At 62.0% G+C, this 14,765-nt stretch carries 13 protein-coding genes; 9 read left to right on the top strand and 4 right to left on the bottom strand.

From position 1 onward, the window contains the following. The first annotated feature begins 318 nt into the window (after positions 1-318). The 6 genes from RL_RS01690 to RL_RS01665 all read left to right on the top strand — a co-directional run bounded on the left by RL_RS01690 (position 319) and on the right by RL_RS01665 (position 7,449). Positions 319-681, top strand: coding sequence for a septal ring lytic transglycosylase RlpA family protein (locus RL_RS01690; protein ID WP_011650128.1), 363 nt, complete (start codon positions 319-321; stop codon positions 679-681). A 144-nt stretch (positions 682-825) separates the two neighbouring features. Beyond that, the gene (locus tag RL_RS01685) at positions 826-2,115 is read left to right on the top strand and encodes an RsmB/NOP family class I SAM-dependent RNA methyltransferase (RefSeq protein ID WP_011650127.1); all 1,290 of its coding nucleotides are present in this window, start codon (positions 826-828) and stop codon (positions 2,113-2,115) included. 289 nt (positions 2,116-2,404) lie between these two features. Further along, positions 2,405-3,679, top strand: coding sequence for an imelysin family protein (locus tag RL_RS01680; protein WP_011650126.1), 1,275 nt, complete (start codon positions 2,405-2,407; stop codon positions 3,677-3,679). 47 nt (positions 3,680-3,726) lie between these two features. Further along, positions 3,727-5,265 carry a di-heme oxidoredictase family protein gene (locus tag RL_RS01675; RefSeq protein WP_011650125.1) on the top strand — a complete coding sequence of 513 codons (1,539 nt, stop codon included), beginning with the start codon at positions 3,727-3,729 and terminating at the stop codon, positions 5,263-5,265. After that, positions 5,265-6,365, top strand: a complete 1,101-nt coding sequence (locus RL_RS01670) for an imelysin family protein (protein ID WP_041936139.1) — start codon at positions 5,265-5,267, stop codon at positions 6,363-6,365. Before RL_RS01675 ends, RL_RS01670 begins: the two co-directional genes overlap by 1 nt. A 4-nt stretch (positions 6,366-6,369) precedes the next feature. After that, positions 6,370-7,449 carry a DUF1513 domain-containing protein gene (locus RL_RS01665; protein WP_011650123.1) on the top strand — a complete coding sequence of 360 codons (1,080 nt, stop codon included), beginning with the start codon at positions 6,370-6,372 and terminating at the stop codon, positions 7,447-7,449. A 56-nt stretch (positions 7,450-7,505) separates the two neighbouring features. Here RL_RS01665 and RL_RS01660 read toward each other — a convergent pair whose 3' ends face one another. Then, entirely contained in the window at positions 7,506-8,582 is a 1,077-nt protein-coding gene (locus RL_RS01660) for a DUF2252 family protein (protein WP_011650122.1), read from the bottom strand. 270 nt (positions 8,583-8,852) lie between these two features. Here RL_RS01660 and RL_RS01655 point away from each other — a divergent pair, with 270 nt between their 5' ends. The 3 genes from RL_RS01655 (at position 8,853) to guaA (ending at position 11,592) form a co-directional block, all read left to right on the top strand. Next, on the top strand, positions 8,853-9,302 hold the full coding sequence (locus RL_RS01655) for a PaaI family thioesterase (protein WP_003544704.1): 450 nt from the start codon (positions 8,853-8,855) through the stop codon (positions 9,300-9,302). Next, on the top strand, positions 9,299-9,937 hold the full coding sequence (locus RL_RS01650; protein WP_011650120.1) for a 5'-methylthioadenosine/S-adenosylhomocysteine nucleosidase: 639 nt from the start codon (positions 9,299-9,301) through the stop codon (positions 9,935-9,937). The genes RL_RS01655 and RL_RS01650 overlap by 4 nt, the downstream gene beginning before the upstream one ends. A 92-nt stretch (positions 9,938-10,029) precedes the next feature. Beyond that, complete coding sequence (guaA, locus tag RL_RS01645) at positions 10,030-11,592, top strand: glutamine-hydrolyzing GMP synthase (protein ID WP_011650119.1); 1,563 nt, start codon at positions 10,030-10,032, stop codon at positions 11,590-11,592. 131 nt (positions 11,593-11,723) lie between these two features. On the opposite strand, the gene RL_RS01640 is transcribed toward guaA, so the two are convergent. The 3 genes from RL_RS01640 to RL_RS01630 are packed head-to-tail and all read right to left on the bottom strand — an operon-like array spanning position 11,724 to position 14,707. Continuing rightward, positions 11,724-12,950, bottom strand: coding sequence for an MFS transporter (locus RL_RS01640; RefSeq protein WP_011650118.1), 1,227 nt, complete (start codon positions 12,948-12,950; stop codon positions 11,724-11,726). 55 nt (positions 12,951-13,005) lie between these two features. Next, the gene (locus tag RL_RS01635) at positions 13,006-14,382 is read right to left on the bottom strand and encodes an aldehyde dehydrogenase family protein (protein WP_011650117.1); all 1,377 of its coding nucleotides are present in this window, start codon (positions 14,380-14,382) and stop codon (positions 13,006-13,008) included. Positions 14,383-14,407: 25 nt separating this feature from the next. Next, positions 14,408-14,707: a putative quinol monooxygenase gene (locus RL_RS01630; RefSeq protein ID WP_011650116.1), complete on the bottom strand. Its 300-nt coding sequence runs from the start codon at positions 14,705-14,707 to the stop codon at positions 14,408-14,410. Positions 14,708-14,765 lie beyond the last annotated feature (58 nt).

Genomic DNA, 14,765 nt, shown 5'->3' with positions numbered 1-14,765 from the left:
TCTTATGGTTAACGGCCTTTGAATTTGCCCAAATGTGGCAGTAAATATGGCGAAATCGGAAAAATATTTTCGCGATTTTCGTGAACACCATGACGTTAACTATCCCTTCGGAAAATTCGTTCTGATTTTAACTGATTTTATTAGGTTTTTTCCACGTTTGCGCGCGGCGCGCATTGCTGAAATCCCGACACCACACTCACGAATGTTACAGATTGTAATATTCCGTGAACTGACTCGGCACTTTTTCGCCACTTTTTCACAGATTTAAGCCCCGCCGCCTGCAAGGGCGTGAGTTCAATAGTTGAGGGATACTCTGTTTTGAAGAACATACGTCGTTCTATTATCGCCGCTGTAACTATTGCAGCCTGTTCTTCCATGCTTCCGGCGGAGGGTTTTGCTGGCAATGGTTGTGGCGGTGCTTCATGGTACGCACTTCGCTCCAAAACTGCTTCCGGGGAACGTATGAACCCTGCCATCTTGACTGCCGCACATCGTTCGCTTGCTTTCGGCACCAAGGTGAAGGTCACCAACCGCAACAATGGCCGCACCGTCGTCGTTCGCATCAACGATCGTGGTCCGTTCATTCGTGGTCGTGTGATCGACCTGTCGCGCGCCGCCGCCCAGAATATCGGTATGGTGAGCTCCGGCACTGCGAAGGTCTGCTACCAGGTCGTCAGCTGAGACCATCATTGACTGCGCCGGAAGCGGCGCTTGCTCTTGCCGTCAATCGCGGTTACCACCCGGTTGAGACTTGTGAACAATCCGATGCGTGACACTCGCGTTTGCGCTGATCGTTCACTCGCCACGGCAACAGGAGACATGTGAATGCGTCTGGGCGGCCGCCTCGAAGGGGCGATTTCTGTGCTCGCGGACATCGATGCCCGCAAGCGGCCCGTCGCCGACGCGCTGAAGGACTGGGGCCTCGCGCACCGCTTCGCCGGCTCCGGCGATCGTGCGGCGATCGGCAACATCGTCTATGACGCACTGCGCATGCGGCTTTCCCATGCCTGGCTGATGGATGACGACAGTCCTGCGGCCATTGCCCATGGCGTCATGTTCCGCCAATGGGGTTTTTCACCTGACAGTCTTGCCACTGAGCTGGCGGATGACAAGTTCGCGCCGGCGCCGCTTTCGGCCGACGCCGTCTCGGCCTTTCAAAGCCGCTCGCTCGACGATGCGCCGCCGCATATCCGCGGTGATATTCCAGAATGGGTCCAACCCTCCTTCGAACAGGCCTTTGGCGCCGGCTGGCTCGCCGAGGCACAGGCACTCGCCGCCCGACCGACGCTCGATCTGCGCGCCAACCTGCTCAAAGCCTCTCGCGACAAGGTCGTCAAGGCGCTCGAAAGAGCCAACGCGCATGCAGCGAAGATCGCCCGCTACGGTATCCGGATTGCCGCTGGCGAAGGCGCCTCGCGTCTTCCCAACGTGACTGCCGAGCTTTCGTTCCAAAAAGGTTGGTTCGAAGTTCAGGATGAGGGATCGCAGATCGTCGCCGACCTGGTGCTCGCCCATGATGGCGAACAGGTTCTCGACTATTGCGCCGGCGGTGGCGGCAAGACGCTCGCCATGGCGGCGGCCATGCAGAACAAGGGACAGGTTCACGCCTATGACGCCGACCGCAAACGGCTGGCGCCGATCATCGAGCGGCTGAAGCGGGCGGGCACACGCAATGTCCAGGTGCATGACGACGCCAGGGCGCTCTCCGCCCTTGCCGGACGCTGCGATAAGGTGCTGGTCGACGCGCCCTGCACCGGCACCGGCACATGGCGCCGCCGCCCCGATACGAAATGGCGGCTGACGGCGAAGAACCTCGACGAACGCACCGCCCAGCAGCAGGACGCGCTGGCGCAGGCGAGCAGCTTCGTCAAATCAGGCGGCGAACTGATCTATGTGACCTGCTCGGTCCTGCCCCAGGAAAACGAGGAGCAGGCGCGCCGCTTCACGGCTGACAATCCTGATTTTCAGATCGTCAGTGCCCTGCCTGCCTGGGATCAGCTGTTCGGAAAGGACGCCCCGCGTCCGCACTCTTCCGACGGCCTGTCGGTGACTTTGACCCCCGCCTCCACCGATACAGACGGCTTCTTCTTCTGCCGCATGCAGCGGAAGGGCTGACGCGACTTAGCGGAGGCCTCCGCAACTGCCGGTTTTTCAAGCAAATGCCGTTCAAAAATGACCGGTTAGCCACGCCTGTCCATTCTTAAAATCATTCCAAACTAGAGTGTTTGACACCAGTTTGCTTTTGGGCGAAGAGACGGAGCCCGATTACAGCGCCGCGCGTCTTATCAGACGCGCAGAGGACGCTGTAACACTTTGAATCGACGCATCGTGCTTTCCGAAAATCGATTCCGATTTTCGGAAAGCACGATGCGGTAGACGGAAAATCCCGTCACAGGAGAGGATCATGAAGCTCAACACATTCCGCGCAGCCGTGCTGGCGATCGCCCCCGCCGCCCTGCTCGCGCTTCCCGCGCATGCCGAGACCGATGCCGCCGCCGTGGTGAAACACTATGCCGACGTGGCGCATGCGAAATACGAAGACTCGCTGACGACGGCCAAGGCGCTCGACGCCGCGATCGACGCCTTCCTGAAGGCGCCGACCGACGCGACGCTCAAGGCCGCCAGGGAGGCCTGGATCAAGGCGCGTGTTCCGTACCAGCAGACGGAAGTCTATCGCTTCGGCAATCCGATCGTCGACGACTGGGAAGGCAAGGTCAATGCGTGGCCGCTCGATGAAGGCCTGATCGACTATGTCGATGCCTCCTACGGCACCGAGAGCGACGAAAATTCTCTCTATGTGGCAAATGTCATCGCCAACAAGACGATCAAGATCGACGGCAAGGATGTCGACGCCTCCAAGCTGACGCCGGAATTCATCTCCGGCACGCTGGCCGAGGCCGGCGGCATCGAAGCCAATGTCGCGACCGGCTACCACGCCATCGAATTCCTGCTCTGGGGTCAGGATCTGAACGGCACGGGTCCCGGCGCCGGCGATCGTCCGGCAACCGACTACGACCTCAAGAATTGCACGCACGGCAATTGCGACCGCCGCGCCGAATATCTGAAGTCCGCCTCCACCCTGCTGGTTTCCGACCTGCAGGAAATGACCGACAACTGGAAGCCGGATGGTGCAGCGACGAAGAATGTCGAAGCCGATCCGAAGGCCGGCCTGGTGGCGATCCTGACGGGCATGGGTTCGCTTTCCTACGGCGAGCTTGCCGGCGAGCGCATGAAGCTCGGCCTGCTGCTGCACGATCCGGAAGAAGAGCATGATTGCTTCTCGGACAATACCTACAACTCGCATCTCAACGACGCGATCGGCATCGCTGCCGCCTATACCGGCAACTATACCCGCGTCGACGGCACCAAGCTCAGCGGCCCGTCGCTGCACGATCTGGTGGCCGCCAAGGACAAGGCGCTCGATGCCGAAGTTGAAGGCAAGCTCAACAAGACGCTCGATGCGATGAATGCCATGGCAAAGCGCGGCGAGACCGTCGAAAAGTACGATCAGATGATCGGCGAAGGCAACAAGGAAGGCAACGCCGTCGTTCAGGCCGCTATCGACGGGCTGATCGACCAGACGAAATCGGTGCAGCGCGTTATTGCCGCACTCGATCTCGGCACGGTTCAGCTTGAAGGTTCCGACAGCTTGGATAATCCTAACGCCGTCTTCCAATAAGCAAAAAGGCGGGCCGCTTCGAAAGCCGGAGCGGCCCGGACCCTGAAATGTCGCATGCCCCGGCCCGCCGATTGATCGCCAGCGCAGCGCTCTGCGCCACGCTTGCCGGTTTTTCCGTCAGCATCGCCGCCGGTTTCGACCTGCCGCGGAAACGCACCGACCTCTCCGAGGCCGATCTGAAACGCGTCGCCGACGTCACCCGGCCGACAGCGGATTTTTCCAAGGCCGAACAATACGAAGCCATGCAGGCGGGTGCGACGACCTCGATCGACCCTGTCACCGAGGACAGCTTCTCGCATATTTCGGCCAACATCCCTTTCGAGGAAGAGCAGAATTTCAAGCTCGGCAATGCGCTTTTCCGCAAGCTCTGGGTGTCCTCTCCCTCCTCGACGCAGGCTTCCGATGGCCTCGGGCCGCTGTTCAACGCCCGCTCCTGCATGAGCTGCCATGTCAATGACGGCCGCGGCAGACCGCCGGAGGGGGCCGCGAGCGCCACCTCGATGTTCCTGCGCCTTTCCCGCGCCGCCACGACGCCGGAGGAAGAAAAGGCGGTCGCGCGTGCCGATGTCGTCAATTTTCCCGATCCGGTCTACGGCCATCAGCTGCAGGATCTCGCCGTTCCCGGGCTTGCTGCCGAAGGGAAGATGGCGATCAGCTATCGCGAAGAGAGGGTGACGCTCGGCGACGGCGAGACCGTCTCGCTGCGCCGGCCGAGTTATGCGGTGACGAACCTTGGCTATGGGCCGCTCGATCCCGCGACGACGATTTCGCCGCGTGTCGCCTCGGCGATGATCGGCCTCGGACTGATCGAGGCCATTCGCGAGGCCGACATCCTTGCCCATGCCGATCCTGATGATGCCGACGGCGACGGCATTTCGGGGAAGGCGGCGATCGTGCGCGACCACCGCAGCGGCAAGATCGCGCTCGGACGATTCGGCTGGAAGGCACAGAACGCCACGGTGCGCGACCAGAGTGCGGATGCCTTTGCCAATGATATCGGCATCTCGACGCCCGATCAGCCGAATGCGCAGGGCGACTGCACCAAGGCGGAAGAAAAATGCCTTGATATGCCGACAGGCGTGCAGAAACGACTTGGCGCAGAAGAAGCGCCGGGTCCCATTCTCGACCTCGTCACCTTCTATTCCGAAAATCTCGCCGTTCCGGCACGGCGCAAGGCGAGTTTCGCCGAGACGCTGCGGGGCAAGCGGATCTTCTACGAAAGCGGCTGCATTTCCTGCCACGTGCCGAAATTCGTCACCCGGCGGGATACGCCTGAAAAAGCACAGTCCTTCCAGCTGATCTGGCCCTATTCCGACTTTCTTCTGCACGACATGGGCGACGGGCTTGCCGACGGGCAGCAGGTCGGTCTTGCAAGCGGACGTGAATGGCGCACGCCGCCGCTATGGGGTATAGGACTGACCCGAACTGTCAGCGGACACAGCTTTTTCCTGCATGACGGCCGTGCGCGGAGCCTCACCGAAGCGATCCTCTGGCATGGCGGCGAAGCTGAAAGGGCCCGCAACGCTTTCTCCTCCCTGCCGAAAGACGACAGGGCGGCCCTGATTACATTCCTGGAGTCACTTTGATGCGCCTATGGCACCCCCTGCTCTGCCTTACTCTGATCGGCCTCGCGACATCAGCGGCCGCCCAGACGGCCACTCCCCCGGCAGGGCTGAACGAGGATGCCGTTCCCGCCGTCATGCAGCGCGCCGTCGACGAGGTGATCCGTCCCGGCTATCGCAACATGCAGCAATCGGCCGCCCGGCTGACGACGGCGATGAAGGATCTTTGCAGCGACGGCACGCAGCAGACGCTCGACAAGGCGAAGTCCACCTTCGACGATACGATCCGCTATTGGTCGATCATCGAGATCGTCCAGACCGGGCCTGTCATCCAGGACAATCTCTTCGAGCACATCCTGTTTTATCCCGACCGCAAGGGCGTCGGCCTGAAGCAGGTGCAGGCGCTGATCGCCAAGGCCGATCCGAACGACGCGACCGTTGATGCGATCGCCGGCAAGAGTGTTGCGTTGCAAGGCCTGACGGCGCTGGAATACGTGCTTTACGGCAATGGCTCCGACGATCTCGTCGGGCAGAAGGGCAGTTTCCGCTGCCTTTACGGCGAGGCGGTCGCCGGCAATATCCAGCGTGAAGCCGGCGAAGTCGTCGCCGCCTGGGAAAAGCCCGACGGCGTGCAGGCGAGCTGGAAACATCCAGGCCCGCAGAGCAACGATTTCATGGACAACAAGGAAGCGGTGACGGCGCTGCTCGGCATTCTCGTCCATGGTGCAGAGAATGTCCGCGACCAACGGCTGGAACAGTTCTACAAGGGCAAGGACACCGCGCCGCGGCCGCGCATGGCGATCTACTGGCGCTCCAAGAACACTTGGAAATCGATGGCCGCCAATCTGGAGGGCCTGCGCACGCTCTGGCAGAAGGCCGGCATGGCCGAGCTTCTGCCGCCGGACAAGCAGTCGATCGCCGCCTCGATCGACGAGGACTTCAAATCGCTGCTCGACAGCGTGCCGAAGCTCAATCCCGACATCGACGTCGCCATAAGCGATGCGGAGAAGGCCAAGCTCGATACGCTGCTTGCTGAAAGCCGCGACCTGATCACCCGGATCAGCGACGAATATGGCGCAGCCATCGGCCTTTCGGCCGGCTTTTCCTTTTCGGACGGAGACTGAGACGATGATGCAAAGTGCCGCGATCAACCGACGCAGCTTCGTCAAGGCGGCGGGGCTCGGCTTCCTTGCCACCTTGACGCCAAGGTCGCTGATGGCGCTGGAGCGGGCCGATGCGGTCTATGCCTCGGGCATTCGGGCAGCCGACGGCTCCTTTGCCATTGCGACCGTGACCGAGCGCGGCGAGATCGTCGATCAGGTGGCGCTTCCTGCCCGCGCCCACGGCATAGCCTTCAGCGCCAGTACCGGCAAGACTGTCGCCTTCGCGCGCCGGCCCGGCACCTATGCGATGATCTTCGATCCCTGGAACAAAAGCGAGCCGATCGTCATCAGCTCCAGGGAGGACCGGCATTTCTACGGCCACGGCGCCTTCTCTCCTGACGGCCGTTTGCTCTACGCCAGCGAGAACGACTTCGACGGCAATCGCGGCATGATCGGCCTCTACGACGCCACAGACCGCTTCACCCGCATCGGCGAATTCGAGACCTACGGCATCGGTCCGCACGACATGACCGTTTCCGACGACGGACGCCTGCTCATCGTCGCCAATGGCGGCATCGAGACGCATCCGGATTTTGGCCGCACCAAGCTCAATCTCGGAGAGATGCAGCCGTCGCTGGCGCTGATCGATGCGGCGACCGGTGCGCTGGTCGAAAAACATGTGCTGCCGGCGGAATGGGCAGAACTCTCCACCCGCCATGTCGATCTCGATGGCGCGGGCCGCATCTGGTTCGCCTGCCAGTATGAAGGCCACCGCAAGGATTTGCCTCCGCTCGTCGGCCATTTCGCCAAGGGGGAGGATCTTTCCTTCATCGACCTGCCGGAGGAGACGACGCGCAGGCTTGCCAATTACGTCGGGGCGATCGCCGTCAATCGCAGCGAAGGTCTCGTCGGCATCACCTCACCGAAGGGCGGCGCCTCGGTGACTATCGACGCTAGGACGGGCAAGATGCTGGCCGAGACTTCCGTTCCGGATGCGGCGGGCATCGCGCCGGCAAGAAACGGCTTTGCCGTCTCCTCCTATGACGGCGATTTCCTGTCGACCCGCAGCGACGTCGCCTGGGATCAGCACATCGTGCGGATCTAAATCAGAGAAGCGCAATTCCGGACGCAAAACCGCTGTACACTTTTGCTGGAATTGCTTTAGCCGGCGCGGGAATAGGCTTTCTGCTCGGTGCTGATGCTCGATGCCGCGGCCCTTGCCGCCTCATGCAGCCATTCGTTTCCCCGCGCCGCCAAATCCTTCAGGATTGCGGCCGCCGCCGCCGCATCACCGGAATGGCAATTGGCGATCTCAAAGCCCATCAGTTCCAGCATCGTCGGCGAAAGCAGGATCTCGGGGTGTCGGTCGATTTCGACCTTGCAGCTGTTCGGCGAGAGCCGGCGCACGAGGATGCGGCCGGAGGCCCGGTAATGCGGATCGGCTGAGCGCGCCCGCCCATTGGCGATCTCGCTTGCATGGATCGCCACATCCTGCGGGTTGTGGCGAAGCGACCAGGCGGACGGCACCAGCGCCTTTGCCTCGCGCAGCACCGGTCCACCCTGCCATTCGGCATAGGCGACGAAACGCGGCCGGCCGAGGCTGCCGGTGCCGCCGCTGCGTGGCTTCGCCAAGAAAGGTCCTGATCCCAACGGCAGCGCGTCTGCGAGCGCCTTGACATAGGCTGGTGGTGCCGGCTTCTTGCCGGGCTGCAGCATTTCGTATTTCTCCCAGAATTCCCGGCGTTCGGAATTCGGCAGCAGCAGCGCCTTGCGCAGCCATTTGTGGTCGCGCTCGAGGATGACGGGCAGCGGATTTTCAAGGCCCCGGCGATAGCCGCTCAGGATCAGTTCGCCGATCATGCGAACCGAGGGACCGTCACCGCTGCGGGCCAGCACGGCGCTTGCCGCAAGGCGAACGAGATCCAGCGCATAGGGCATCACCGCTGCGTCATCGAAATCATTGACGCCCCAGACGAGCCGGCCCTCGACATCGCGCCATGTGCCGAAATTCTCCAGATGCGTATCGCCGATCGCGAGTACCTGAGGCGCGCCCGTCAGTTCCGGGCAGATATCGAGGATGATCTCGCACCAGCGCCAATAGGTGGCGCGCAGGAAGACGAAATCGTCGCTCCGCATCTTCTCATGCTTCTCCCGGAGATCGTCCTTGACGAGATCGTCGCCGAGTTCACCGGCCAGCCAGGCCTCGAAATTCCGCACCGATTGCGATATCGTCGTCATGCCGCCGGCGCTCCATCATTTCGCGATCCGATGCGGACAATACGCGCGCCGCGCGAAGCTGCAATCGTCTTCGCATCGGATCGCCACAATACAGCGGTAGTGGCCAGCGGTACCGGCCAGCTGTGCCGGCTCGCACGGCGACCGAAAGGTGAAGGGTTGCCTCGGCGACACGGTCCCGGGTTTCCATCGCCGCCCGGACCGATTTCAGCAATGTCCAGCTTGTCGAATGCGGCGCGCCATGCCAATTTCGCGGCTGCAAGAGGGGCAGACATGAGCGAGACTGACAGGGGCGATTTCCGCGCGCGAATCCGCCGGAATTTTGCGCGGCAGGCGGCGATGGAGACGATCGGCGCGGAGCTGACGCGCGTCGAGCACGGCGTCGTCGAGATCGAGCTGCCTTTCGACGTCAAACTGACACAGCAGCACGGCATCCTGCACGCAGGCATTATTTCCGCAGCGCTCGATTCGGCCTGCGGCTTTGCCGCCTACAGCGTCATCGACCCGGAAGCCTCGATCCTGACGATCGAGTTCAAGGTCAATCTCATGTCGCCGGGGCGTGGCGATCGTTTCCTGTTTCGCGGGGAAATCACCAAACCAGGCTCCACCATCATCGTCGCCGACGGACGAGGCTACGCGATCAGCGACGGGCCGGCGAAACTCATCGCCTCCATGACCGGAACGATGATGGTGATCCGCGGTAGAGAGGGCATTACGGGATGAAGTTCGAACTGAAATCGGTCGCGGGGAAGTCCATTCTTTTCGTCATGGCGGCGGAGGCCGAGTACGGTCCCTTCCTGCGTTCGCGCATCGAACCTTTGATGACCGGCGTCGGCCCGGTCGAGGCAGCCATCGCGCTGAGCAAGACATTGGCGCGGCTGGATGCCGTCGACGACCTGCCCGATCTCGTCGTCTCCCTCGGCTCGGCCGGCTCCGCGAAACTGGAGCAGACCGAAATCTATCAGGTGACCTCGGTTTCCTACCGCGACATGGACGCCTCGCCGCTCGGCTTCGAAAAGGGCAAGACACCCTTTCTCGACCTGCCGGCAACGCTCGAGCTGCCGCTGCGCATTCCCGGCATTGCCGAAGCAAGCCTTTCCACCGGCGGCAACATCATCTCGGGCGTCGCCTATACCAATATCGACGCCGACATGGTCGACATGGAGACCTATGCGGTGCTGCGCGCCTGCCAGGGCTACAAGCTGCCGCTGATCGGCCTGCGCGGCATTTCCGACGGCGCCGTCGAGCTGCAGCATATTTCGGGCTGGACCGAATATCTGCACATCGTCGACCGCAAGCTCTCTTACGGCGTCGACAGCCTGTTCACGGCGCTGGAGGACGGGGTTTTCTGGTTCTGAGCCTTAGAATGCGGGACAATTGGAACAATAAAAACCTAATGCCGCCGATTTCCCGGATTGCCAGGCGGGGCGCTTTTCATTAAAGCCTCGCCATGACCCAGACAGCACATCCCGACTCCGTTCTCATCGTCGATTTCGGCAGCCAGGTGACCCAGCTCATCGCACGACGCGTGCGCGAGGCCGGCGTCTATTGCGAGATCGTTCCCTTCCAATCGGCCGAAGAGGGCTTCCACCGCCTGCAGCCGAAAGCCGTGATCCTGTCCGGCAGCCCGGCTTCCACGGTGGACGAGGGATCGCCGCGAGCGCCTGATATCATCTTCGACAGCGGCCTGCCGGTGTTCGGCATCTGCTACGGCCAGCAGACGATGTGCATGCAGCTCGGCGGCAAGGTCGAGAGCGGCCATCACCGCGAATTCGGCCGCGCCTTCCTCGAGGTCGACAGGGACTGCCAGCTGTTCGAGGGCCTCTGGTCCTCCGGCTCGCGCCATCAGGTCTGGATGAGCCATGGCGACCGCGTCACCGCGCTGCCGGATGGTTTCGAAGTGGTCGCCACCTCCTCCAACGCGCCCTATGCCTTCATCGCCGACGAGAAGCGCAAATATTACGGCGTGCAGTTCCACCCCGAGGTCGTGCATACGCCTGATGGCGCCAAGCTGATCGGCAATTTCATTCATAACATCGCCGGCATCAAGGGCGACTGGTCGATGTCGGCCTATCGCCAGAAGGCGGTCGAGCAGATCCGCGCGCAAGTGGGCGACAAGCGCGTCATCTGCGCGCTTTCGGGCGGCGTCGACAGCTCCGTCGCAGCGCTCTTGATCCACGAGGCCGTCGGCGACCAGCTAACCTGCATCCTCGTCGACCACGGGCTGATGCGCAAGGACGAGGCGGCCGGCGTCGTCGCCATGTTCCGTGAGCACTACAATCTGCATCTGCTGCACGTCGATGCCGCCGATCGTTTCATCGGCGAACTCGAGGGCGTCAGCGACCCGGAAACCAAGCGCAAGATCATCGGCCGGCTGTTCATCGAGACCTTCGAGGAAGAGGCCAGGAAGCTCGGCGGCGCCGATTTCCTCGGCCAGGGCACGCTCTATCCCGACGTGATCGAGAGCGTTTCCTTCACCGGCGGCCCGTCGGTGACGATCAAGTCGCACCACAATGTCGGCGGTCTGCCGGAGCGCATGAAGATGCAGCTCGTCGAGCCGCTGCGTGAACTCTTCAAGGACGAGGTGCGCGCACTCGGCCGCGAACTCGGCCTGCCCGACAGCTTCATCGGCCGCCACCCATTCCCAGGCCCCGGCCTCGCGATCCGTTGCCCCGGCGGCATCACCCGCGAAAAGCTGGAGATCCTGCGCGAGGCCGATGCGATCTATCTCGACGAAATCCGCAAGGCCGGCCTCTACGACGCCATCTGGCAGGCCTTCGCCGTGCTGCTGCCCGTCCAGACCGTCGGCGTCATGGGCGACGGGCGCACCTATGAATTCGTCTGCGCGCTGCGCGCCGTCACCTCCGTCGACGGCATGACGGCGGACTTCTACCACTACGACATGGAATTCCTCGGCCGCGCCGCCACCCGCATCATCAACGAGGTGCGCGGTATCAACCGCGTGGTCTACGATGTTACGTCGAAGCCGCCTGGCACAATCGAGTGGGAGTGAGGGAAACGGCAAGCGTGGCATAGTTTCGACGGCAGTTTGCGCTGCCCATCGGCTGCCATCCATGTTGTACCTCGCTCTCGCCTGGTGATGTTGGTCTCGCTGCATCAGCCCGCGCCTGGTTTTTTGCGCGTTTAAGCCTGCACGACCGAAGCGCTTCGCGGAAGCGCGATGAAATAGACGAGCAGCCCTGCAGCGGTCAGCACAAATCCGGCAAGCGGTGAAAAGAGGACGCTGTATCCCGCAGCGATGACCAGTCCACCGCCCCAAGCCCCAAGCGCATTCGCGACATTGAGGGCCGCCAGGTTCATCGCCCCCATCAGTGTCGGGGCTTCCGGTGCAAAATGCGTCATCCGCACCTGAATGGTTGGAATCGCCGCCATCATCGCAGCACCCAGCCCGAAGAGACAGGGCATGAAAACCCATACCTTCGTCCCAAAGCACGACAAGATAACAAGGAGGATGAGCGTTATCCCGTATCCAAGGATGAGGCCGCGAAACGCAAAAATGTCTGCGAGCTGACCGCCGACAGCGTTGCCGACCGTCATGCCAACGCCAAAGACACCAAGCGCAAGGGGGATCGTGGATTGATCGAGTTGCACCACATCGGTCACCAATGGTCCGATAAAGGCATAGACCGCAAAAATGCTTGATATTCCGAGTGCCGCAACGACGATCATTGCCCAAACATTCCATCGACGAAGCCCGGATAACTCATGGAGGACCGAGCCTCCGTTAAGGGCTTCCGTGCGCGGCACGAACAGGAACAGCGCAAGAAACGCAACTGCGCCGAGCGCGGCCATGGCGAGATAGGTGTTCCGCCACCCGAGCGTCTGACCAAGGAAGGTTGCCAAGGGCGAACCGAAGATCGTTGCGATCGTCAGACCGGTCATGACCAGCGCGAAAGCCTTTCCGGCGCGGTCTGCGCCGAAGAAATAGGCCGCGATAACCGCCCCCGCTCCAAAATAGGCGCCTTGCGGCACACCGCTTATGAACCGGGCGGCCGCAAACAGGCCGATATTGCTCGCCATCGATGACAGGACGTTTCCAACTACCCATAGCGCCATCAGACACAACAGCAAAGTCCGACGATTGAGTCTGGCCGCGACGAGCGTGGCGAGCGGCGCGCCAAGGACGACGCCGAAAGCATACCCGGTAATCGCATTCGTCGCCGTTGGAATATCGATGCCGAAGTCTTCGGCATATAATTGTATGATGCCCATGCTGGCGAATTCTGACGTTCCGATGCAGAAACTGCCCAGTGCAAGCGAGAAAAGAGCCAGCGCTTGGCTCTCATGGTGAGCACTGGACGGGGCAAACTTCGTTGCCTGGCATTGCGCTTCGTAAGCCTTTCCAAACATCGACCGATCTCCAATCCGGTGGGTGCACGAGGCGTAATTTTAGAAGATGCGCCGGCTAGCGCTTGAAGACGATCATCTTCTCCGCGGTCATTTCGCGCGCCGTAAAGGGAATGCCGCCGACGCCGTAACCGGATTCGCGCCGGCCGGCAAAAGGCATCCAGTCGGTGCGGAACGCGCTGTGATCGTTCACCATCACCGCCGAAGCGTCGAGCTTCTCGGCCGCGTTGAACGCGACATCCAGATCGCGTGTGAAAATGCTCGCCTGAAATGCTACCGGCAGGGAATTTGCTGCAGCAATCGCATCCTCGACCTCGTCATATCCGTAGATGCAGGTGACAGGCCCGAAAATCTCATGCGTCGAGACCTTGGTGTCGCGCGGCGGATCGACGAGTATGGCCGGCTTGAGCGTGGTATCGCTCAGGCGTCCACCGCCGATCCGACGGGCCCCTGCCGTTGCGGCTTCATCGATCCACGTCTCGACCCGCGTGGCTTCGGCAGGTGTGATCAGGGGGCCGACCTCTGTTTCGGCGTGGGTGGGATCGCCGACACGGAGTTGCTCGACCCGCGCGGCGAACCGCTCGATGAAAGCCTCTTTGAGTTCGGCGTGTACATAAATCCGCTGGACGGACACGCATACCTGGCCAGCATGATAATAGCCGCCTTTGGCAAGGGGCTCGATGATCGCGTCGAGATCGGCACTCCGGTCGACAATGACGGGTGCGACGCCGCCGTGCTCAAGGGCGCAACGGGTGCCCGGAGCCAGGTTTGCGCGCAGGCGCCAGCCCACTTCCGCTGACCCGATGAAGCTCAGGAACGCGATGCGCGCGTCGCTCGCAAACGCGCTTGACAGAACGCGACTTTCGGGAAGGAAGGCCTGCACCCAGCCCTCCGGCATCCCGGCCTCATGAACCAGCTTGACCAGTTCGAGACAACAAAGCGGCGTAGCTGCAGCCGGCTTGATGATGACGGGGCAGCCGGTTGCAATCGCCGGTGCCATCTGATGGACGATGAGATTGAGCGGGTGATTGAAGGCGGAAATGGCGGCCACGACACCGATCGGCTCCTGAATCGTCCAGGCACGTCGATTGTCACTTGCCTGCGTAAGGCCCATCGGGATTTCGACGCCACCGCGGGTCCGCAGCACATCGGCAGCATTACGAATGCCGTCGATCGCGCGGTCGGTCTCGACGAGCGCGTCGGTGTAGGGCTTGCCGCCTTCGCATGCGATGCGCTTGGCGAAGACCTCGCGCTGCAGCCCGACAAGGTCCGCGAGTCTCCGCAGCACTGCCATCCGTTCATGCGGCGCAAGCCAGTCGTTGCGATTCAGAAAGCGTGCGCGCGCAGTCTCGAGCTTCGATTCCAAGGCCGCAGCATCGTCCGTCGGCAGATCGGCGATGTGTTTCCGATCAAAGGCTTGCACCACTTCAAGCATGGATGTTCTCCGATCCTCGACAGAACTACGACACGGCTACCGCCTCGAGTACCAGCGCCGACCGCTCTGCCAGCGAAGGAATGCGCGTCAGATAATCCTGGTAGTGCGGCGTCCGGCGATGCGCCTCCACCGCCTCACCGTCGCGATAGAGCTCATCCAGAACGTAGCGCTCGGGAACGGCCTGGTCGCGCCAGACATCCCAGCGCAGATTGCCGGGTTCGGCTCTGCAAAGCGGTGCCATGCCAACAAGCAGTGATCGCAGGTCAGCGGCTTTGCCGGGGTGAGCAGTAAGGACGGCAGTGATTTTGGCCGGCGATTGAGTCATGCGATAGGCTCCCGATAAAATGCGCAAGTGCACTCGTTTGAGCGGGCGGGGCGAGCGC

The organism is Rhizobium johnstonii 3841 (assembly GCF_000009265.1).
GTDB classification, from domain to species: Bacteria; Pseudomonadota; Alphaproteobacteria; order Rhizobiales; family Rhizobiaceae; genus Rhizobium; species Rhizobium acaciae.
The sequence above is the reverse complement of the archived record's forward strand: the minus strand, read 5'-3'. Positions and strand labels throughout refer to the sequence as shown.